This window comes from Janthinobacterium sp. JF4, assembly GCF_059617925.1.
This window is the reverse complement of sequence record NZ_JCAQAV010000005.1, coordinates 15,612-37,245: the sequence shown is the minus strand read 5'-3', so window position 1 is coordinate 37,245 and position 21,634 is coordinate 15,612. Positions and strand designations below refer to the sequence as shown.

The window sequence follows — 21,634 nt, the reverse complement described above, 5'->3', positions numbered from 1 at the left end:
TTTCGGGGCTGCCGGGCAGGCGCAAACAGCTTTTGGTCTGCCTGTCCTGTCCCGGCGTGGCGGCTGCGCGCGCCGTCGCCTGCGCGCGCGGCCGCCTGGATTACATCATGCCGTCCATGCCGCCCATGCCGCCCATACCACCCATGCCGCCGCCCATGCCGCCGCCTGCTTTGTCGTCAGCGATTTCGCAGACCATGCAGTCGGTCGTCAGCATCAGCGAAGCGATCGAAGCGGCGTTTTGCAGCGCCGAACGGGTCACTTTGGCTGGGTCCAGAACGCCCATTTCCACCATGTCGCCATACGTGCCGTTGGCAGCGTTGTAGCCGTAGTTGCCCGTGCCAGCCAGTACGGCTGCCACGACGACCGACGCTTCTTCGCCAGCGTTTTGCACGATCATGCGCAGTGGCTCTTCCATTGCGCGCAGGACGATCTTGATACCGGCATCTTGATCAGGGTTGTCGCCCTTGACCGTGATGTTGGCGCGTGCGCGCAGCAGGGCTACGCCGCCGCCTGGCACGATGCCTTCTTCCACGGCAGCGCGGGTAGCGTGCAGTGCATCTTCAACGCGGGCTTTTTTCTCTTTCATTTCGACTTCGGTGGCAGCGCCAACCTTGATCACGGCAACGCCGCCAGCCAGTTTGGCGACGCGCTCTTGCAGTTTTTCACGGTCGTAGTCCGAGGTCGCTTCTTCGATCTGTACACGCACTTGTTTCACGCGTGCTTCGATCGAGGCAGCTTCGCCGGCGCCATCGATGACGATGGTGTTTTCTTTGCCCACTTCGATGCGTTTCGCCTGGCCCAGTTCGGCCAGGGTCACTTTTTCCAGGGTCAGGCCGACTTCTTCAGCGATCACTTGGCCGCCGGTCAGGACAGCGATGTCTTCCAGCATGGCTTTGCGGCGGTCGCCGAAGCCAGGTGCTTTCACTGCGCACGTTTTCAGGATGCCGCGGATGTTGTTCACCACCAGGGTCGCCAGCGCTTCGCCTTCGATGTCTTCCGCGATGATCAGCAGTGGACGGCCAGCTTTTGCGACTTGTTCCAGTACCGGCAGCAGGTCACGGATGTTCGAGATTTTCTTGTCGCACAGCAGGACGAATGGGCTGTCCAGTACGGCAACTTGTTTCTCCGGGTTGTTGATGAAGTATGGCGACAGGTAGCCGCGGTCGAACTGCATGCCTTCAACGATGTCCAGCTCGTCGTTCAGCGACTTGCCGTCTTCCACGGTGATGACGCCTTCTTTACCGACTTTTTCCATCGCTTCAGCGATACGCTCGCCGATCGAGTAGTCCGAGTTCGCCGAGATCGCGCCAACTTGGGCGATTTCTTTGGTCGTGGTGCAAGGACGGGCGATTTTCGCCAGTTCTTCGACGGTGGCGGCAACTGCCTTGTCGATACCGCGCTTCAGGTCCATCGGGTTCATGCCGGCGGCAACGAACTTCATGCCTTCGCGCACGATGGCTTGTGCCAGCACGGTGGCGGTGGTGGTGCCGTCGCCGGCGTTGTCGCTGGTGCGGGAAGCCACTTCCTTGACCATTTGCGCGCCCATGTTCATGAGCTTGTCTTTGAGTTCAACTTCTTTCGCGACCGAGACACCATCCTTGGTGACGGTAGGGGCGCCGAACGAGCGCTCCAGGACGACGTTGCGGCCTTTCGGGCCCAAGGTTACTTTGACTGCGTTGGCGAGGATATTGACGCCTTCGACCATCTTGGCGCGCGCTGCGTCGCCGAATACTACTTCTTTAGCTGCCATGTTCAATTCTCCAGAAATTTCGGAATCAGTTATCTAAAACGTGGAAACAATTACTTGACGACGATCGCCATGATGTCTTCTTCGCGCATGACCAGCAGCTCATCGCCGTCAACTTTGACGGTTTGGCCGGCGTACTTGCCGAACAGGACGCGGTCGCCCACTTTGACATCCAGAGGACGCACTTTGCCGTCGTCGAGAATCTTGCCATTGCCTACGGCAAGGACTTCGCCTTGATCCGGTTTTTCAGCAGCTGCATCAGGAATGATGAGGCCGGACGCAGTTTTGGTTTCCTGGTCGAGGCGTTTGACGATGACGCGATCGTTCAATGGGCGCAGATTCATACAAAACTCCTTAAAGTTCAATGGATAAATGTTGCTAAATGAATACATGTCCGGCACAGCGCCAGACGTGCTTTCAGTGACTGCCGTTGAAAGCAGCCCGCAACGGTCAAGCAAACCCCATGTCATCCTGTCCTTGCCTTATCCGGCAGTGGTGCATCGCGGCGTCGCCCGCCGCGTAGCGTTCCCTGCAGTGGTCTGGCAAGCACCATCAGTCCTGAGGATTGCTACGAAAGAGTTTGTTAGCACTCTCTACTAACGAGTGCTAATTATAGGGACGGTATGGGTCAACTTCAAGGGCTTATTCAAGAGGAACATATACATACATGATAAGCAGAGCCTGCATCTGCACAGGGTTTGCGCCAGCACAAGCCGCGTTCCCGGGCGTCAGCAGCAGCGACTCTAGCATGCCGTCCGGATAGGGGGCGTTCCTGTAGGCGCAAGAAACAGAGTTTCACTATGGAATTTGATAAGATGATTGCAATTGCATATCAATATCGCCACCTGCACCAGAAAGCACATCATGCCATCGACTACTTCCCGTCCCGCCCTGCGCCTGCTGGGCGCCACCCTGATCGGTCTCGTTTGCCTGGGCAATGCCGCCGCGCAAACGCCCACCATCGTCGACGAGATCACCGTGGCGGCCCTGACGCCACTGGAAAAGGAAATGCTGCTGGGTGAGCTGTTCAACGACTTGAACAAGGATGACGACGACCAGGAAGCCCATGTATGGGACAACGGTGGCGATAGCGGCGTGCTGGTGAAGGTCACATATCACTTCAGTAATTCCGGCATGACGGAACACAGCCTGAAGGCGCACATCTGCCGCGACCTGAAATTCGTCGTCACGGCCGGCGGCAAGTCGCAGGACCTGAGCCGCCGCACCTGTTCGCAGAACAGCGGACGCTGGGATGTGCAGGGCAAGGACCCGGCGCCCGTCGCGTATCCGCCATTCCTGTCCGACGTCACTATCGCCAAGCTGAATGCGAAGGAAAAACAGGCCTTGCTGACGGCCGCCGTGCGCACCTTGAAAGATGAAGAGGATGGCAAGAGCCGTGAATGGAGCAACAAGGGCCTGGGCAATGCGGCGCCGCTGGCAGTGCGCCTGACGCCCTCGCAGACGGACGCCAAACCTGGCAGCTACCGCCGTACTTGCCGCGACTTGACGATGGTGCTTGACGGCAAGGGCGGACAGCAGACGCTGACGCGCCGCTCTTGCGAAAATAGCTATGGCGGACTCGATATCGAAGCCGATTACGTCGACGAGTAAAGCGCTGCCATCGCGGCGCTGGCAGATGCGCGCAGTTGGCGAAAAGCGCCAGAAAAAGCGTGTATTGTCCGCCAACTGCCCTGCATTGATGTAAATATGTGTGACAGCGGCCTGATTCGATTGACGCCCATGGAGCGTCCGCCCTATAGTGGCGGGATGATTTCCGAATTCAACGAATTATCCGACAAAATAGGCCTGCTGGCCGAAATGACCCATGCGCTGCGCCGTGAAAACGCGCAACTGCGCAAGGACAATGCAGCCCTGGCCGCCGACAACGCGCAGTATGTGCAACGCATGCGCGAGGCGCAGGAGCGCGTGGAAGCATTGCTGGAAAAAATTCCCGAACTGGTGCAAGCTGGCCTGGAGCAAGCCGCTTCGGAAGCGGGCGCCTATATTGCCGAGAACGAGAAGGAAGCGTAATGCCGCGTGTCGATGTCAATATCATGGGCCAGTCCTATAGCATGGTGTGCCGCGATGGCGAAGAGCGCGCGCTGCGCGAAGCGGCGATCTACCTGGACAGCAAAATGAAAGCCATCCGCGACGCGGGCAAGGTCAAGGGCAATGACCGCATCGCCGTGCTGGCCGCCCTGGGCGTGGCCGCGGAATTCCTCTCCGTGAAGTCGCCGCAAGGGCCGCTGTCGGAGCTGACGATACTGGAAGTGAAGCAGAAAATCTCGGCCATGCATACAGTCTTGGATAGCGCACTGACGCCCCAGGAAAATCTTTTTTAAACGCGTACGCGACGATTTGTCTTTGCGATGCGCGGCCAAAGGAGTAAACTTGGGTCTACCCTGCGGTGTTCGCGATTGCCATATATTCCTTGAACCATTTATGCGCATCGGTTGCGAATTTTGTTTGATGGGAGTGAGCGTCGCTCGTTCGACGAACCCGAAATTGAACTAACGTGACCACCTTGAACCGTTTGGTTCGGGATGCCGGCATAGCGGCACAGGCGGGGCCCAATTTGCACTACAACTGAAAACGGTTGCCGCATTGATGCGCAACCGTTTTTTTACGTCTGTCGCTATGACACGGAGTCTAGATGAAACAATATTGGCTGATGAAGTCCGAACCCGATGAAGTGAGCATCGACGACCTGATGGCCGCGCCTAAGCACACCATGCCGTGGTTTGGCGTGCGCAACTACCAGGCGCGCAACTTCATGCGCGATGGCATGCAGCCGGGCGACGGCGTGCTGTTCTATCACTCGAGTTGCCCGCAGCCAGGCGTGGCGGGCGTGGCCGAAGTGGCCAGCGGCGCGTATCCCGATCACAGCCAGTTTGAAGAGGGGGGCAAATATTTTGACCCGAAGGCCACGCCTGAACAGCCGCGCTGGATCAGCGTTGACGTGCGCGGCGTGAAGAAGACGGCGCTGCTGCCCCTGTCCGAGATGCGCCAGATGCCGGAGCTGGAAGACATGCTGCTGCTCAAGAAGGGCAGCCGCCTGTCCATCACGCCCGTGACGCCGGCGCAATGGAAAGTGATTACAAGCAGGTTGAAGGACTAGTCTACGCCTGGACCTCGACCCGGTTGCGGCCATTCTGCTTGGCCCGGTACAGAGCCTGATCGGCGGCGGTGAGCAATTGTTCCGGCGTCTGTCCTTCGCTACCCAGCGCCAGGCCGATGCTGGCCGTCACCAGGCCGCCGCGCGACGGCGCGTGGACGATGGCGGCGGCGGCGATCGCTTGCTGCATCTTGTGCGCCACCGCCAGCGCGCCGTCGGTATCGGTGGCGGGCAGGATGGCGGCAAATTCCTCGCCACCGAAGCGGGCGGCCAGGTCGCTGGCGCGCGGTAGCGCGGAATGCAGGGCCGCCGCGATTTGTACCAGGCAGGCGTCGCCATACGGGTGGCCGAAGGTATCGTTGAGGCTTTTGAAGAAATCGATATCGATGATCAGCAGCGCCATCGGTTTGCTGTCGCGTGCGGCGCGCTGCCATTCCAGCTGCAGGGTCTGGTCGAAGCAGCGCCGGTTGGCGATGCCCGTCAAGCCATCCGTCAGCGACAGCTTTTCCAGTGTGTCGAGGGCTTCGCGCAAGGCCAGTTCGCTTTGCATGTAGCGGCTTTGCAGCGTGGCCGAGCGCAGCGCGTGGACGAGCAGCGCGACGAACAGCGACACCGCGGCCAGGTAAAAATGCGCGCGCATGACGGCAAAGCCCAGGCCCAGCAAGGCGGCTGTAAAGAAGATGGGACTGAAATTGTCGATCATCAGGGTCAGCTTTTGCGGGGCCCCCTGCGCCTGCGTACTTTCCGTCCCGGATTGCACCGCCGGGACGCGGGCGGCCAGCAGCACCAGCAGCAGGAATGGCAGGCTCGGCAGCACTTCGCTCCATGCTTCGGTCACGCCATGCAAGGTCAGATAGTTATACGCGGCCGCGCAGCCCGCATAGCACCATAAAAACAACGTCAGCAACTGGTAAAAGCGGCCTTGCCCGCCATCGCGGCGGTGCGCCAGCAGGCGCAACGAGGCGCAGCCGGCCAAGGCCAGGTTTTCCACGTTGTAGGTCAACACCAGCAGGCTGGCGGGAATCGGCGCGATCGAGCGCTGGTCGAATGGCGACACGGAAAAGATGGCTGTATAGGCCAGGTAGGCCGCCAGCAGCACCTGCACGGCATCGAGCCATTGCAGGGCGCGCGAGGGATGCTCGTGCGTCACGGATGACATGGCCAGCAGCAGGGGCGCGCCATACATGAAATACGCGAAATCGGAAAAATACGTGGCATCGGATGCCACCTGTCCGCTCAGGTCTTGCCAGGCCGACAATATCATGCCCGTGCTCCAGAACAGCATGGCCACGGCGAACAGGATCCAGCCTGTCCTGGCGGCGCCTGCCGCGCTGACATAGGCGCAGCGGCAACAGGCGGCCAGCGCCAGCAGGGGCGAGGCAATGGTGAATGCATAGCTCACCCACGGGGCGCGCGTGCCAGCCCAGGCCGTCAAGGCCAGCTGGGCCAGCACATAGCAGGCGCCCAGCGCAATCGAGCATGTCAGTGTTCGCCCGGCAGGCGGCATGGCAAGGCACTCCCCGGTAGCGTCGTGGCGTGCCGCCAAGATGGCGGCACGTGAAAACGATGATACCCAGATGCCAACAGCAAGTCTATTCCGTACGGAAATTTTGCTATTTTTAGGGAAATGTTGCCAGAGGGAGCAAGGAAATGGCGCGCCTGCCTGGCGCGCCATCGGGGGGGGCAGCGGTTTACGTGTTTGCCGGGCGGACCTTGGTGGGCGGCGTGCCCATCACCTGGCTTGTATATGCCCACACCAGCAGCGCGATGGCGCCGACGATCATCGGCAGCGACAGCATCTGGCCCGACGTGATCGGCACGCCCAGCCAGACGACTTCCCAGTCCGGCGTGCGGAAGTATTCCGTGAAGAAGCGCGCGCAGCCGTACAGCAGGGTGAACATGGCGCCGACGGCCATGCGCGGGCGCTGCTTGCGCGCAAACAGCCACAGGATGATGAACACCAGGATGCCGTCGACCAGCATCTGGTAGATCGGCGACGGGTGCACGGGATACGCAATGCCTGGCCATTGCATGGCCCACGGCAGGGTTTCCGGGGCGATGCGGCCCGGCAGTTCGGCATTGATGAAGTTGCCCAGGCGGCCGGCCGCATAACCGAGCGGCACCAGCGGCGCGATGAAATCGAGCACGTCGAACAGGTTGCGGCCCGCCTTGCGGCTCCACAGGTACATGGCCAGGATGACGCCGAGGAAGCCGCCATGGAAGGACATGCCGCCATGCCAGACCATGAAGATCTCGAGCGGATTGTGCATGAAGTATTCGGGGCGGTAGAACAGCACTTCGCCCAGGCGCCCGCCGATCACCACGCCCAGCATGCCGTAGAACAGCATGTCGTCGAGGTCTTCCTTCTTCCAGCCCAGCACGGCGATGTGTGGCTGCTTGATGCGCACGCGGCCCAGGATAATGAACAGGGCGAAGGCCAGCACATACATCAGGCCGTACCAGTGCACGGCGAGCGGGCCGATTTGTATGGCGATCGGATCGGGCATCGGGTGTATCAGCATGGTGTTTCTTTCTTTGTTTAAAGCCAAGGTTGCGTAGTATGGGGGCGCTGGCGGTTTTTTGCCTTAGCGGCCACTTAATCAAGGGGCGGTAGCGCCGATCTGCTTGCGCAGCAGGGCCAGGAAACCCTGCAGCACGGCGGACGGATTGTCGCGGCGCCAGGCCAGGCCCGTTTCCACCAGCGGCGTGGCGTCCTGCAGCGGCCTGTATTCTACGCCCGGGCGCATCAGGTTCGATACCGATTGTGGCACAAGCGCGATCCCCATGCCAGCCGAGACGAGGCTGACGATGGTTTGCATCTGGATCGCTTCCTGGCCGATCTGCGGCGTGATGCCGGCCGCGCGGAACACGCCGAGGATGGCGTCGTGCAGGGCGGGAGAAATCGCGCGCGGGAAGATGATCAAAGGCAAGGACGGCACGTCGCGCAGGCGCACGGGCCCCGGCGCTGTCAAGACGTCGAGTCCGGACGGCGCGGCCAGCACCAGCGGCTCGGCCAGCACGGGCAGGTAATCGAGCTCTCCTTTCGCCTTCTCGGGCAGGGGGGGGATCAACAGGCCCGCATCCGTGCGCCCGGCCAGCAATTCCTCGAGCTGCAGATCCGAGGTGGCTTCCTGTAGCGCAATCTGCACTTGCGGATAGGCCGTCTGGTAGGCGCGCAGCAAGGGCGGCAGCACGCTGTAGTCGGCCGAGGAAACAAACGCCAGGCTCAAACGCCCCGCCTCGCCCTGCGCCGCCCGCCGCACCAGCGCGGGCAAATCGAGCGCCTGCGCCAGCAGCCGGCGCGCCTCGGGCAGCAGGGCCGTGCCGGCCGGCGTCAGCTGCACTTCGCGGCGCGTGCGCACGAACAGCGGCGCGTCCAGCAATTCTTCCAGGGCCATGATGGTTTGCGACAGGGGCGGCTGCGTCATGTGCAGGCGCGCGGCGGCGCGGCCAAAGTGCAATTCCTCGGCAACGGTGACAAAGTAGCGCAGCTGGCGCAGCTCAAGATTCATATGTGTTTCCATGCGGATTGATTGCTGTGATATGCAAATCGACTCACAGACACGTGCATCATATATTTGACAGTGGCGCGCGCGCAAGGCAATCTGGCGTACCCCCACTGTATGCAGGGTTTTGTTGAAAATCCGCGCAGTCAGGCATTATTCATTTCTCGGAAGGTCCCCATCATGCCGCAATACCGCTCCCGCACCACCACCCACGGCCGCAACATGGCTGGCGCCCGCGCCCTGTGGCGCGCCACCGGCATGAAGGACGGCGACTTCGACAAGCCGATCATCGCCGTCGTCAACTCGTTCACCCAGTTCGTGCCCGGTCACGTGCATCTGAAGGACCTGGGCCAGATGGTGGCGCGCGAAATCGAGGCGGCCGGCGGCGTGGCCAAGGAATTCAACACCATCGCCGTCGATGACGGCATCGCCATGGGCCACGGCGGCATGCTGTATTCGCTGCCCTCGCGCGACCTGATCGCCGACTCCGTCGAATACATGGTCAACGCCCACTGCGCCGACGCCATGGTCTGCATCTCGAACTGCGACAAGATCACGCCGGGCATGCTGATGGCCGCCATGCGCATCAACATCCCCGTCGTCTTCATTTCCGGCGGCCCGATGGAAGCGGGCAAGGTCGTCAAGGTGGTCAACGGCAGCCAGAAGATCATCAAGCTCGATCTGGTCGACGCCATGATCAAGGCGGGCGACAGCACCGTGTCCGACGCCGACGTGGCGGAAATCGAACGTTCGGCCTGTCCGACCTGCGGTTCCTGCTCCGGCATGTTTACGGCCAACTCGATGAATTGCCTGACCGAGGCGCTGGGCCTGGCCCTGCCCGGCAACGGCACCATCCTGGCCACGCACTCGGACCGCCAGCAGCTGTTCCTGCGCGCCGGCCGTCTGATCGTGGAGCTGGCCAAGCGCCATTACGAGCAGGACGATTACTCGGTGCTGCCACGTTCCATCGCCACCAAGTCCGCGTTCGAAAACGCCATGGCGCTCGACGTCTCCATGGGCGGCTCGACCAACACCGTGCTGCACCTGCTGGCCGCCGCGCACGAGGCGGAAGTGGAATTCACCATGGCCGACATCGACCGCATCTCGCGCAAGGTACCGTGCCTGTGCAAGGTCGCGCCGATGACGGACAAATACCATATCGAAGACGTGCACCGCGCGGGCGGCATCGTGGGCATCCTGGGCGAACTGGCGCGCGCGGGCCTCTTGAACACGACCCTGCCGACCATCCACGCGCCGACCCTGGCCGACGCCATCGCGCAAAACGACATCATGTGCACGGATAATCCGGCCGTGCATGAGCTGTTCCGCGCCGCGCCGGGCGGCGTACCGACGCAGACGGCGTTCTCGCAGTCGGAGCGCTTTGCCTTTGTTGACACGGACCGCGCCACCGGCTGCATCCGCGACAAGGCGCATGCGTATTCGCAGGATGGCGGCCTGGCGGTCTTGTACGGCAACCTGGCGGAAAAGGGCTGCATCGTCAAGACGGCCGGCGTGGATGAAAGCATCCTGAAATTCTCGGGCAAGGCGCGCGTGTTCGAAAGCCAGGATGCGGCCGTCGCTGCCATCCTGGAAGACACCGTGCATGAAGGTGACGTCGTCATCATCCGCTACGAAGGTCCGAAAGGCGGCCCGGGCATGCAGGAAATGCTGTATCCGACTTCGTACATCAAATCGAAGGGCCTGGGCAAGGCGTGCGCGCTGTTTACGGACGGGCGCTTCTCGGGCGGCTCCTCGGGCCTGGTGATCGGCCACGCTTCGCCGGAAGCGGCCGAAGGCGGCGCCATCGGCCTGGTGGAAGAGGGCGACTTCATCGACATCGACATCCCCGAGCGCAGCATCAATCTGCGTGTCACGGATGCCGAACTGGCCGCGCGCCGCGCCGCCATGGAAGAGAAGGGCGATGCGGCCTGGCTGCCCGTCAACCGCGAGCGCTACGTGTCGCAGGCGCTGCAGGCGTATGCGGCTCTGACGACGTCGGCCGACCGCGGCGCGGTGCGTGATCTCTCGCAGCTGAAGAAGCAGAAGCGCTGATTTGTTGCATAAGTGCGACGGCCGGCCCCGTTTGACTGTGCGGGGCCGGCTGTCGTTACATCGCCTTACAAACAACGTGGTCATGGGCGCGCAGATGGGGCAGAATATGCATGCCTCCCGTCTACATTGCGTTACTACATTGAAACGCTTGATCTGGGCTCGTGGTGCATCTGCGGAAACACAGTAAAATGCCGCAGGAAGTAACTTTGGAGAAAAGACAATGAAACGTTTTATGTTGGTGAGTGTATTGACCGTATCGGCTCTGGCATCGCAAGCAGCGTTGGCCAATCCGGATCTGGCGAAAGCAAAAAACTGCATGGCTTGCCACGCAGTGAGCACGAAACTGGTGGGCCCCGCGTTCAAGGACGTGGCTGCCAAGTATGCCGGTCAGAAAGACGCGGAAAACAAGCTCGTGGCGAAAGTCACGAAGGGCGGTTCCGGCACCTGGGGCGCGATCCCGATGCCAGCCAACCCGCAAGTGAGCGATGCGGAAGCCCACACCCTGGTCAAATGGGTACTCGCACAGAAATAATCTGTGCCGCAGCACCTGCAATCAGCGCGCCGGCAATCCCGGCGCCTTTTTTTTGACTGCTGCTTTCTGCAGATTGCCCATGCCCTCCAATGTCGCCCGCACGGCCTCGTCGAGCGGCGTATGCGGCTCCTGGCCCAGCACGGCCAGCAGCCGCGCATTCTCCATGGACAAGGGCGTTTGCCACAGATAGCGCATCTCGCGCATTTCGCGCAGGGTCGCCACGAACGGCGACGCCAGCGCCACCAGCCACCACGGAAAACGCCGGATGGCGGGCGCAGCTCCGGTTGCCTGTTCCACCACGCGGGCAATGGCGCCCGTCATCTGCCGGCCATCGTGGTCCCAGTGGCCGGCCATGTGAAAGCGCGCAAACGCGGGCAAGGAGGCGCGCCTGGCCAGCAATTGCAGCATCGTGCGCGCCACGTCGGGCAGGTAGGACCACTGGTGGCCCACGCCGGGCGCACCCGGATACAGGATGCTGCGCACGCTTTGGCCCGGTTTCACCAGCCCCTGCGAAAACCAGTTGTTGCCGGCGCGGGGGCCGAAGAAGTCGCCCGCGCGCACGATCAGCACCCTGGCGCCCTGCGTGCTGGCCCGTTCCAGCCGCGCTTCCAGTTCCACGCGGATGGCGCCCTTGCGCGTGCGCGGATGCTGCTGCGCGTCCTCCGTCAGCACGGGAAAGGCGTCGGGGCCGAAGTTGTACACGGTGCCAGGCAGCACGATGGTGGCGCCTTCGGCAATCGCCGCGGCGATGGTGTTGTCGAGCATGGGCAGCACCAGCTGGCCCCAGTGGCGGTAGCCGGGCGGGTTGACGGCGTGCACGATGACGGCGCAGCCTTTGGCGGCCGCCAGCACGTCCGCGCGCGACAGCGCATCGCCGCGCAGCCACTCGATGTTATCTGCCCGTGGCGATGGCGTCTCGCCCCGCGTCAAGGCGCGTACCTGCCAGCCCGCCGCCAGGAGCTGGCGCACCATCTCGCCGCCGATGCCGCCCGTGGCGCCCAGTACCAATGCCATGTTTTTCGTGTTCTCCATCCTGACCTCCCTGTGGTTGATGGCGCCAGTATCTGCCGCGCAAGGCTAATTGGGAATTGACGAGCATCGGCCACAGGCTATACATTTATGTATGACCAATTCGATTGCCTGGGAATACTACCGTTCGCTGCTGGCCGTGCTGCAGCATGGCTCCTTGTCCGGCGCGGCACGCGCGCTGGGCATCACGCAGCCCACTGTCGGGCGGCATATCGCCGCGCTCGAGCAGGCGCTGGGCGCGACCCTGTTCACGCGCTCTCAGCTGGGCTTGCTGCCCACGGAAGTGGCCCTGGCGCTGCGGCCCCATGCGGAAACCATGGAGCATACGGCCGCCCTGATGCAGCGCGCCGCCAGCAGCCAGGGGCAGGGCGTAGCGGGCGTCGTGCGCATCGCGGCCAGCGAAGTGGTGGGCGTGGAGGTGCTGCCGTCCATACTGGCCCGCCTGCGCGCGCGCCATCCGGGCTTGATCATTGAATTGGTGTTGAGCAACAAGGTGCAGGATTTGCTGCGCCGGGAGGCGGACATCGCCGTGCGCATGCTGCGTCCGCGCCAGGAGCAACTGGTGGCGCGCAAGGTGGGCGATATCGAACTGGGCCTGCATGCCCACGCGGATTACCTGGCACAGCATGGCACACCGCTGGCACTGGCCGATTTGGCTCAGCATGCCGTCATCGGCTACGACGAGGCGAGCCCCTTCGTACGCAACGCGGGTGCGGCCTTCCAGGAATTTTCGCGGGACAACTTTGCCTGGCGCAGCGACAGCGACCTGGCGCAACTGGCCCTGATACGCGCGGGCGCCGGCATCGGCGTGTGCCAGGCGGGGCTGGCGGCGCGCGATCCGGCCCTGCGGCGCGTGTTGCCGCAAGCGTTTGCGCTGCCGATGGAAACCTGGGTCACCATGCATGCAGACTTGCGCGGCAGCCTGCGCTGCCGCGCCACCTTCGACGCGCTGGCCGACGGATTACTGGCTTATGTAGCCGGACAGCAAGAACCGTAGCGAGCGGATGTGAGTTGTGGCTGAGAAGCGGAGCTGTGCGAATGCACAGTGAGCATCGCAGGCCGCAAATCGCGCCGCGCAGTAGGTTCTATTATTTGACCACTTCCATCTTGGTCTTCTTGCCATCGCGATAGGTGAACAAGGTCAGCGCGCCATCCTTGATGTCGCCGTTGGCGTCGAACGAGATCGGCCCCGTCACGCCCTGGTATTTCACCTTGGCCAGGAAAGGCAGGTAGACCGACGGTTTCGACGATTTGGCGTCGGCCATGGCGGTGGCCATGGTCATCACGGCGTCGTACACATATGGCGCGTACAGCTGTACTTCCATATTGTATTTTTGCTTGTAGCGGGCGCGGAAATCGTCCATGCCTTTTTGCTGATCGCCCGTCACGCCGCCCGCTTCCGCGCAGGTGACCATGTTTTCGCCGACAGCGTCGCCGGCCAGCTTGCCCAGCGGTTCCGTGCACAGGCCGTCGCCGCCCATGAATTTGGCCTTGATGCCCAGCGCCTTCATCTGGCGCAGCATGGGGCCGCCCACGGAATCCATGCCGCCAAAGAAGATCAGGTCGGGATTTTTCGACTTGATGCTGGTCAAAATGGCATTGAAATCGGTGGCGTTGGCATTGGTAAATTCCTTGCCGACGATTTGCACGCCTGGGGCCGCCTTCTTGGCGCCCTTGACGAACTGTTCCGCCACGCCCTGGCCGTAGGCCGTGCGGTCATCGATGACGGCGATTTTCTTCGCTTGCAGCTTGCCGACGGCATACGCGCCCAGGGTGCCCCCGAGCTTGTTGTCATTGGCGACGACGCGGAAGGCGGTATTGAATTTCTGCTGGGTATATGTCGGGTTGGTGGCGGCCGGTGAAATCTGCGGAATGCCGGCATTGAAGTAAATGCGCGACGCGGGAATCGTCGTGCCCGAGTTCAGGTGGCCGACCACGCCGTTGACCTTGGCGTCGACCAGCTTTTGCGCCACGGCCGTGCCCTGCTTGGGATCGGCTGCGTCATCTTCGGGCACCAGCACGAATTTCACGGCTTTGCCGTCGATCTTGAAGCCTTTGGCGTTCAAGTCCTCGATGGCCATCTTGGCCGCGTTCTCGTTATCCTTGCCCAGGTGGGAGCTGGCGCCAGAGACCGGCGCGACGTGGCCTATCTTGATGATTTCCTGCGCGCCCGCATGGCCGGCAAAGGCGAGGGCGACGGCGAGAGGAAGGACTTTGGTCTTGAGCAGCATAAACATTCTCCAATGGATAAAGATACGGCGGCGTCTCGTGAAAACCGCTTCGACAGGCGGTACGTGTGAAGAAAGGTACAACAAAAAACTGGCTGCGCAAAGCCGCTTTTGGGGCTTTTTACATTTTGTCGCAACAATCACCAAAGTGAGGCGCGATGCACCGGTTTCGCAGGCGCGAGCGCACCAAAGAATGGCGTTGGAGGAAAGAATAGGGTAGGTCGGGTAGGTCGGGTTAGCGCGCAGCGCGTAACCCGACATTGTGCAGCATGCTCAGGGTTGCAGCGTCTGTGCGGGTGGGTGCAGGTGACCGAGCTCATGGCTCACGGCATGGGCCACGATCTGTTCCAGCGATTGCTGCAAGTCTTCGCGCAGGGCGCCGCGCATGCCGATCAGGGCGTTTTGCAGGGCGGTCTGCAGGACGTGGGCGATGCGCTCTTCCAGCAGATGGTCGATCTTGCCTTGCACCTGGTGCAGGATGCGCTGCGTCAGGCGTGATTCGATGGCGTCCCAGTCGGGCTGAGCTATGCTCGGTGGCAATGCGGGCGCTTCCTCGACGGCAGGCGCAGCAGGCACGATGGCATCCGCCACCTCAGCCACCTCCGGCCCCAGCAGCACCTCCGTCAGCAGGGGAATGCCCTGGTCGAATGGCTGTAGGCTCATGTCTTCCCGGCCACGAAGTGGGTCGGCTGCACGTCTTGCTGGCGGTAGTGCAGGAAGCGCTGGCGGCCCGCCTGCGCATCTTGCTCATCCATGGAAACGATTTCGAAGACGCGCTGGAATTGCGCGTAATTGGCGGGCGGCAGCTGCGACAGGTTGACGAGGATGTCGTGGTGCGGCAACTCGGCCGCTTCGTCATCGGTCAGGATGATGGGTGTTTGCGCCGCCAGCGGATCGCCGGCCAGCACGTGCGGCAGGAAATCCGTGGCGGAAATGGTCCACATGGCGCTGTTCAAGGCGTCGAGCTGGGCGCCATCCTGCACCAGCACGACGACCTTGCTGCCGGCCATGTAGGCCTTGCGCGCCAGGCGGCAGGCGTAGGCCAGCTTGTCGGGCACGTTGCTGTGAAAATCGACGCGGCTCATGGCGATCAAGCGGCCATGCCGCTGTGGCGCAGCAGGGCGTCGATCGACGGTTCGCGGCCGCGGAAGGCCGTGAACGATTCCAGCGCGGGGCGCGAGCCGCCGACGGACAGGATTTCTTCCAGGTAACGCTTGCCCGCCGCCGTGGTGGCGGCCGGTCCCAGCGCACGGGCTTCCTCGAAGGCTGCATAGGCATCGGCGGACAGCACCTCGGCCCACTTGTAGCTGTAGTAGCCAGCCGCGTAGCCGCCGGAAAAGATATGTCCAAAGGCATTCTGGAAGCGGTTGAACGGGGGCGGGATGATCAGCGCGAACTTGGCGCGCACGCCGTCGATCAGCTGCTGCACGCTCTGGCCCGTGCCGGCATCGTAGTCGTAGTGCAAATGCATGTCGAGCAAGGAGAACTCCACCTGGCGCAGGGTTTGCAAGCCGGACTGGAAATTCTTGGCAGCCAGCATCTTGTCGTACAGCGCGCGCGGCAGCGGCGCGCCCGTGACGGCATGCGCCGTCATGTGTTCGAGCACTTCCCATTCCCAGCAGAAGTTTTCCATGAATTGCGATGGCAGTTCCACGGCATCCCATTCTACGCCGGCAATACCCGACACGCCCAGCTCGTCGACCACCGTGAGCATATGGTGCAGGCCATGGCCGAATTCGTGGAACAGGGTGATCACTTCATCGTGCGTAAACAGCGCCGGCTGGACGTTGCCGTCGACCACGGCCGGTTCCGTGAAGTTGCAGGTCAGATAGGCGATCGGCGTTTGCACTTGGCTGGCGTCGGCGCGGCGGCCGCGCGCGTCGTCCATCCAGGCGCCGCCGCTTTTTCCCGCGCGCGCATACAGGTCCAGGTAGAACTGGCCGATCAGCTGGCCGTCGCGCTCGATGCGATAGAAACGCACATCCGGGTGCCAGACGGGCGCCGTATCCAGTTTGATCTCGACCGCGAACAGGTTCTGGATCTGGCGGAACAGGCCGTCGATCACCTTGTGTTCAGGGAAGTACTGTTTGACTTCCTGGGCCGAGAACGCGTAGCGGCGCTCCTGCAGCTTTTCGGACGCGTACGGCACGTCCCACGCTTGCAGTTCGGCGATGCGCAGTTCTTCGCGCGCGAATTGCTTCAGTTCTGCCAGGTCCTTCTCGGCGAACGGGCGTGCGCGTTGGGCCAGGTCTTCCAGGAAAGCGATGACTTGCGCGGGCGAGGTGGCCATCTTGGAGACCAGCGACACTTCGGCGAAATTGGCGTAGCCGAGCAGCTGCGCCTCTTCTTTACGCAGTCGCAACAAGGTGACGATGTTCTGCGTATTGTCCCACTCGTCCTTCTTGCTGAAGACGTCGCCCTGGTCCGACGCCTTGGTGGCGTTGGCGCGGTAGATAGTTTCGCGCAACGCGCGATTGTCGGCAAACTGCAGGATCGGATAATACGAGGGGAAATGCAGCGAGAATTCATAGCCTTGCTTGCCGGCCTTGTCGGCGGCGGCGCGCGCGGCGGCCTTCACGTCGTCGGGCAGGCCGGCCAGGTCGCTTTCGTTTTCGACCAGCAACTTGTAGTCATTGGTGGCGTCGAGCACGTTTTCGGAAAAGCGCGTCGAGACGGCTGCGTGTTCTTCCTGGATGGCGCCAAAGCGCTCTTTCTTGTCCTCTGGCAACTCGGCGCCACCGAGGCGGAAGTCGCGCACGGCATTGTCGACGATGCGACGGCGCGCCGGCGACAGGCTGGAGAAATCGGCGCGCACCTGCAGTTGCTTGTATTTGCCGAAGAGGATGTCGTTCTGGCCCAGTTCGGTCCAGAATTCCGTCACCTTGGGCAGGTTGGCATTGTAGGCGGCGCGCAGTTCCGGCGTATCGATCACGCTATTCAAGTGGTTGACGATGCTCCAGGCGCGGCCCAGGGTTTCGGCGATCTGGTCCTGGGGCGCGACGAAGTTTTCCCAGCTGACTTCTTCCATGGGCGCTTCCAGCCGCGCCACCGTGGCGCGCGCCTGTTCCAAGAGGGTATCGATGGCAGGCGTGACATGCTCGTGCGTGATCGCGTCGAAGCGGGGCAGGCCGGAAAAATCAAGCAGGGGATTGGTATTCATCGTCGGTTCATCCATTCTGTCTTCATATATGGAGCGCCTGAAAAACGTTCAGGGCAAGGCGCGGTGCCGAAGGCAGTACGAATAGTACGGCGAGGCACTGCAACGCAGCCATGGACGTTTTCTCAGGTGCTCCTCTTAAACGCGCTCGGCAGCCTCGACCGTGTTCATCAGCAACATGGTGATCGTCATCGGACCCACGCCACCCGGTACCGGGGTGATGTGGGAGGCGACGTCTTTCACTCCGGCAAAATCTACGTCACCGCACAGCTTGCCGTCATCGTCGCGGTTCATGCCCACGTCGATGACGATGGCGCCCGGCTTGACCATGTCGGCCGTCAGGGTGTTGCGGCGGCCGACGGCGGCCACGACCACGTCTGCCTGGCGCGTGTACAGGCCCAGATCCGGGGTCGCACTATGGCAGATGGTGACGGTGGCATTCGCTTGCAAGAGCAGCAGGGCCATCGGCTTGCCGACGGTGTTGCTGCGGCCGATGACGACGGCGTGCTTGCCGCGCAGGTCCACGCCCGTGCTTTCGATCAGTTTCATGCAGCCATACGGCGTGCACGGGCGAAAGCCGGGCAAGCCCGTCATCAGTTCACCTGCGCTCAGGACGGAATAGCCATCCACGTCCTTCGTCGTGGCGATCGCTTCGATGACCTTGTGCGGGTTGATGTGCTTGGGCAAGGGCATTTGCACGAGGATGCCGTGGATGGCCGGGTCCGCGTTCAGGCTGGCGATGCGTGCCAGCAAGTCCGCTTCGGACAGGTCCGCTTCATATTTTTCCAGCACCGAGTGAAAACCCACGTCGCCGCACGCCTTGACCTTGTTGCGGACATACACCTGGCTGGCCGGGTCTTCACCGACGAGTATCACGGCCAGGCCGGGCTGGGTGCCCTTGGCCGTGAGGGCGGCGGCGCGCGTGGCGATTTCGCTGCGCAGTTTTTGGGAGAGGGCGATTCCGTCGATCAGTTGTGCTGGCATGGTAGGGAGGCTGTGTGGGAGGGAAAAGACAGATTATAAAGCCGGGCGGCGCAAAGGGGCGGTTTTGGCTATGCAAAGGCGTCACAACAGCGGGTCAGGGACGCGGGGCTGAGAAAATGCCGATGGCGGCGTTGCAGCTCCTTGCCGTACTGGCGTACTGTCTGCGTCGCCGCGCCTTGCCCTCGACATTTTTCAGGCCCGCTTGGCCCGGTATGCCTGTGCGGACGACTGGGGTTTTAATTCGGTTTGCTGATGTGCTCGTAGAGCAGGGGCGGCCAGGGCATGAAAAGTTTTCCGGTTTCGGCGCTATTTGCTACTCTGCTCATCCTAATTTCCGGGCAGAATTTGCGGCAGTGCAGCATAAATTTCATAGGGAGATTTCACAATACGAAATGCTATATCGTAATTTGAAAAATAGTAAATACGCTGTTAGAATCCCCACACTAAACCGACTTAATAGTAAATAATCAGCGAAATACCGTCCGACAGCGATCCGGAAAATCGGGGTGGGGCGTTCACAAAGGAGACTCAACAGATGTCAGCTCAACTGAACCAGGTAACGACACAGATCGGCACCGACCCGGATATGCAGGAAACCAAGGAGTGGCTGGACGCGCTCGAAGCCGTGCTGGAAAATGAAGGTCCGGAACGCGCGCATTACCTGATGGAGCGCATGGTTGACCTGGCCCGCCGCCGCGGCGCCCAGATCCCGTTCTCCAGCACCACCGCCTACGTCAATACCATCCCCACCAAGCAAGAAGCACACTGTCCCGGCAACCTGGAATACGAAGAGCGCCTGCGCTCGTGGATGCGCTGGAACGCCATGGCCATGGTGGTCAAGGCCAACCGCGCCGACGGCGACCTGGGCGGCCACCTGTCCTCGTTCGCTTCGCTGGCGAACATGCTGGGCATCGGTTTCAACCATTTCTGGCATGCGCCAACGGCCGACCACGGCGGCGACTTGCTGTACATCCAGGGCCATTCCTCGCCCGGCGTCTACGCGCGCGCCTTCCTCGAAGGCCGTTTGACGGAAGAGCAGATGCTGAACTTCCGCAAGGAAGTCGACGGCAAGGGCCTGTCCTCGTACCCGCATCCGAAGCTGATGCCTGACTTCTGGCAGTTCCCGACCGTGTCGATGGGCCTGGGCCCGCACATGGCGATCTACCAGGCGCGCTTCCTGAAGTACCTGCACGCACGCGGCATCGCCAAGACCGACAACCGCAAGATCTGGGCCTTCTGCGGCGATGGCGAGATGGACGAGCCGGAATCGCTGGGCGCGATCGGCCTGGCCGCACGCGACATGCTCGACAACCTTGTCATCGTGGTCAACTGCAACCTGCAGCGCCTGGACGGCCCCGTGCGCGGCAACACCAAGATCATCCAGGAACTGGAAGGCGAATTCCGTGGCGCCGGCTGGAACGTCGTCAAGGTTATCTGGGGTCCGGGCTGGGATGCCCTGCTGGCACAGGACAAGGAAGGCATCCTGCAGCGCGTGATGATGGAAACCGTCGACGGCGAGTACCAGAACTACAAGGCGAAAGATGGCGCCTACGTGCGCAAGCACTTCTTCGGCAAGCATCCGAAGCTGCTGGAAATGGTTGCCAACATGACGGACGACGACATCTGGCGCCTGACCCGTGGCGGCCACGATCCGCACAAGATCTACGCGGCATTCAAGATCGCCCAGGAACACAAGGGCCAGCCAACCGTCCTGCTGGTGAAAACCATCAAGGGCTACGGCATGGGCAAGTCCGGCGAAGCGCGCAACACGGCGCACCAGACGAAAAAACTCGACGACGAGGCGATTCGCGAAATGCGCGACCGCTTCTCGCTGCCTATCCCTGACGACAAGCTGGCCGACATCCCGTTCTTCAAGCCAGCCGACGACGCGCCGGAAATGGTCTACCTGCACGAGCGCCGCAAGGCCCTGGGCGGCTACCTGCCGCAGCGCCGCCAGAAGTCGGAAGAAACCCTGCCCGTGCCTGGCCTGGACGCCTTCAAGAACGTGCTCGAAGCGACGCCTGAAGGCCGTGAAATCTCGACCACGCAAGCGTTCGTGCGCGTCATCTCGACCCTGCTGAAAGACCCGAACCTGGGCCAGCGCGTGGTGCCTATCCTGGTCGATGAATCGCGTACCTTCGGCATGGAAGGCCTGTTCCGCCAGATCGGCATCTACAACCCGAAAGGCCAGTTGTACGAGCCGGTCGACAAGGACCAGGTCATGTACTACCGCGAAGACAAGGCTGGCCAGATCCTGCAAGAGGGCATCAACGAAGCGGGCGGCATGAGCTCGTGGATCGCTGCGGCGACGTCGTATTCGACCAACGACCGCATCATGATCCCGTTCTACACCTTCTACTCGATGTTCGGCTTCCAGCGCATCGGCGACCAGGTATGGGCTTCGGCCGACATGCGCGCCCGTGGCTTCCTGATGGGCGGCACGGCCGGCCGTACGACCCTGAACGGCGAAGGCTTGCAGCACGAAGATGGCCACAGCCATATCTTCGCCGCGACCATCCCGACCTGCATGCCGTACGATCCGACCTTCAGCCATGAAGTCGCCGTCATCATCCAGGACGGCCTGCGCCGCATGATCGCCAACCAGGAAGATGTGTTCTACTACATCACGATCATGAACGAGAACTACGCCCAGCCAGGCATCAAGCCAGGCCAGGAAGAAGGCATCCTGAAAGGCATGTACAAGCTGCAGGAAGGCCAGGCGGACGCCAAGCTGCGCGTACAGCTGATCGGTTGCGGCACCATCCTGCGCGAATCGATCTTCGCCGCCGAACTGTTGCAAAACGACTGGGGCGTGGCTGCGGACGTGTGGTCGGCGCCGTCGCTGACCCTGGTGGCCCGCGATGGCCAGGATGCGGAACGCTGGAACATGGTCAACCCGTCGAAACAGCAGCGCGTGCCATACGTAACGTCGCTGATGCAGGACACGGATGGCCCGATCGTCGCCACGACCGATTACATGCGCGCGTTTGCAGAACAGATCCGCGCCTTCATGCCGAAGGGCCGCACTTATAAAGTGCTCGGCACCGATGGCTTTGGCCGCTCGGACAGCCGCGCCAAGCTGCGCGAGTTCTTCGAAGTGAACCGTTATTATGTCACCGTGGCCGCGTTGAAATCGCTGGCTGACGAAGGCAAGATCGACGTGTCGGTGGTGGAGCAGGCGATTGCCAAGTACGGCATCGACGCGAACAAACCGAATCCGGTGACCCAGTAATCGTTGTGCGGACCCGATGATGCCAGGGCGGTGCGAAAGTGCCGCCCTGGCG

General features: G+C 62.1%; 19 protein-coding genes and 1 other RNA gene. 9 read left to right on the top strand and 11 right to left on the bottom strand.

The window, feature by feature from the left end; genetic code table 11:
• Nucleotides 1-100: 100 nt before the first annotated feature.
• Together groL and groES are read right to left on the bottom strand one after the other, a co-directional pair.
• Nucleotides 101-1,750 carry a chaperonin GroEL gene (gene groL / locus AC54AF_RS06970; RefSeq protein WP_010400981.1) on the bottom strand — a complete coding sequence of 550 codons (1,650 nt, stop codon included), beginning with the start codon at nt 1,748-1,750 and terminating at the stop codon, nt 101-103.
• Nucleotides 1,751-1,800: 50 nt separating this feature from the next.
• Nucleotides 1,801-2,091, bottom strand: coding sequence for a co-chaperone GroES (gene groES / locus AC54AF_RS06965; protein ID WP_010400979.1), 291 nt, complete (start codon nt 2,089-2,091; stop codon nt 1,801-1,803).
• A 520-nt stretch (nt 2,092-2,611) separates the two neighbouring features.
• Here groES and AC54AF_RS06960 point away from each other — a divergent pair.
• From AC54AF_RS06960 to AC54AF_RS06940, 5 genes are all read left to right on the top strand, one after another.
• Nucleotides 2,612-3,358: a hypothetical protein gene (locus AC54AF_RS06960; RefSeq protein WP_496635946.1), complete on the top strand. Its 747-nt coding sequence runs from the start codon at nt 2,612-2,614 to the stop codon at nt 3,356-3,358.
• Between the two features lie 156 nt (nt 3,359-3,514).
• Nucleotides 3,515-3,778, top strand: coding sequence for a DUF904 domain-containing protein (locus AC54AF_RS06955; RefSeq protein WP_099378049.1), 264 nt, complete (start codon nt 3,515-3,517; stop codon nt 3,776-3,778).
• On the top strand, nt 3,778-4,089 hold the full coding sequence (locus AC54AF_RS06950; RefSeq protein ID WP_034747344.1) for a cell division protein ZapA: 312 nt from the start codon (nt 3,778-3,780) through the stop codon (nt 4,087-4,089). The genes AC54AF_RS06955 and AC54AF_RS06950 overlap by 1 nt, the downstream gene beginning before the upstream one ends.
• A gap of 54 nt (nt 4,090-4,143) precedes the next feature.
• Nucleotides 4,144-4,321, top strand: a non-coding RNA gene (gene ssrS / locus AC54AF_RS06945) — 6S RNA.
• Between the two features lie 79 nt (nt 4,322-4,400).
• Nucleotides 4,401-4,865: an EVE domain-containing protein gene (locus AC54AF_RS06940; RefSeq protein ID WP_496635945.1), complete on the top strand. Its 465-nt coding sequence runs from the start codon at nt 4,401-4,403 to the stop codon at nt 4,863-4,865.
• Nucleotide 4,866: 1 nt separating this feature from the next.
• Here the strand turns inward: AC54AF_RS06940 and AC54AF_RS06935 are convergent, their stop codons facing one another.
• From AC54AF_RS06935 to AC54AF_RS06925, 3 genes are all read right to left on the bottom strand, one after another.
• Entirely contained in the window at nt 4,867-6,369 is a 1,503-nt protein-coding gene (locus tag AC54AF_RS06935; protein ID WP_496635944.1) for a GGDEF domain-containing protein, read from the bottom strand.
• A gap of 184 nt (nt 6,370-6,553) precedes the next feature.
• Entirely contained in the window at nt 6,554-7,384 is an 831-nt protein-coding gene (gene lgt / locus AC54AF_RS06930) for a prolipoprotein diacylglyceryl transferase (RefSeq protein ID WP_496635943.1), read from the bottom strand.
• Nucleotides 7,385-7,462: 78 nt separating this feature from the next.
• On the bottom strand, nt 7,463-8,374 hold the full coding sequence (locus AC54AF_RS06925) for a LysR family transcriptional regulator (RefSeq protein ID WP_496635942.1): 912 nt from the start codon (nt 8,372-8,374) through the stop codon (nt 7,463-7,465).
• A gap of 174 nt (nt 8,375-8,548) precedes the next feature.
• Here AC54AF_RS06925 and ilvD point away from each other — a divergent pair, with 174 nt between their 5' ends.
• Both ilvD and AC54AF_RS06915 read left to right on the top strand, forming a co-directional pair.
• Complete coding sequence (ilvD, locus tag AC54AF_RS06920; RefSeq protein WP_496635941.1) at nt 8,549-10,420, top strand: dihydroxy-acid dehydratase; 1,872 nt, start codon at nt 8,549-8,551, stop codon at nt 10,418-10,420.
• Nucleotides 10,421-10,640: 220 nt separating this feature from the next.
• Nucleotides 10,641-10,952 carry a c-type cytochrome gene (locus tag AC54AF_RS06915; RefSeq protein WP_131688528.1) on the top strand — a complete coding sequence of 104 codons (312 nt, stop codon included), beginning with the start codon at nt 10,641-10,643 and terminating at the stop codon, nt 10,950-10,952.
• 21 nt (nt 10,953-10,973) lie between these two features.
• Here AC54AF_RS06915 and AC54AF_RS06910 read toward each other — a convergent pair whose 3' ends face one another.
• A complete protein-coding gene (locus tag AC54AF_RS06910) occupies nt 10,974-11,984 on the bottom strand; it encodes an NAD-dependent epimerase/dehydratase family protein (protein ID WP_496635940.1) in 1,011 nt (336 codons plus the stop codon).
• 91 nt (nt 11,985-12,075) lie between these two features.
• Here AC54AF_RS06910 and AC54AF_RS06905 point away from each other — a divergent pair, with 91 nt between their 5' ends.
• Nucleotides 12,076-12,978 (top strand): LysR family transcriptional regulator, encoded by a 903-nt coding sequence (locus AC54AF_RS06905; RefSeq protein ID WP_496635939.1) that lies wholly within the window; start codon nt 12,076-12,078, stop codon nt 12,976-12,978.
• A gap of 91 nt (nt 12,979-13,069) precedes the next feature.
• Here AC54AF_RS06905 and AC54AF_RS06900 read toward each other — a convergent pair whose 3' ends face one another.
• The 5 genes from AC54AF_RS06900 to folD form a co-directional block, all read right to left on the bottom strand.
• Complete coding sequence (locus tag AC54AF_RS06900; RefSeq protein WP_131688531.1) at nt 13,070-14,212, bottom strand: ABC transporter substrate-binding protein; 1,143 nt, start codon at nt 14,210-14,212, stop codon at nt 13,070-13,072.
• 270 nt (nt 14,213-14,482) lie between these two features.
• A complete protein-coding gene (locus AC54AF_RS06895; protein WP_496635938.1) occupies nt 14,483-14,872 on the bottom strand; it encodes a DUF2486 family protein in 390 nt (129 codons plus the stop codon).
• Nucleotides 14,869-15,294, bottom strand: a complete 426-nt coding sequence (locus tag AC54AF_RS06890; protein ID WP_496635937.1) for a DNA polymerase III subunit chi — start codon at nt 15,292-15,294, stop codon at nt 14,869-14,871. Before AC54AF_RS06890 ends, AC54AF_RS06895 begins: the two co-directional genes overlap by 4 nt.
• A 5-nt stretch (nt 15,295-15,299) precedes the next feature.
• A complete protein-coding gene (locus AC54AF_RS06885) occupies nt 15,300-17,369 on the bottom strand; it encodes a M3 family metallopeptidase (RefSeq protein ID WP_496635936.1) in 2,070 nt (689 codons plus the stop codon).
• A gap of 135 nt (nt 17,370-17,504) precedes the next feature.
• Nucleotides 17,505-18,350 carry a bifunctional methylenetetrahydrofolate dehydrogenase/methenyltetrahydrofolate cyclohydrolase FolD gene (gene folD / locus AC54AF_RS06880; RefSeq protein ID WP_034786559.1) on the bottom strand — a complete coding sequence of 282 codons (846 nt, stop codon included), beginning with the start codon at nt 18,348-18,350 and terminating at the stop codon, nt 17,505-17,507.
• A 535-nt stretch (nt 18,351-18,885) separates the two neighbouring features.
• On the opposite strand from folD, the gene aceE reads away from it, so the two are divergent.
• Entirely contained in the window at nt 18,886-21,582 is a 2,697-nt protein-coding gene (gene aceE / locus AC54AF_RS06875) for a pyruvate dehydrogenase (acetyl-transferring), homodimeric type (RefSeq protein ID WP_010400959.1), read from the top strand.
• Nucleotides 21,583-21,634: the final 52 nt, after the last annotated feature.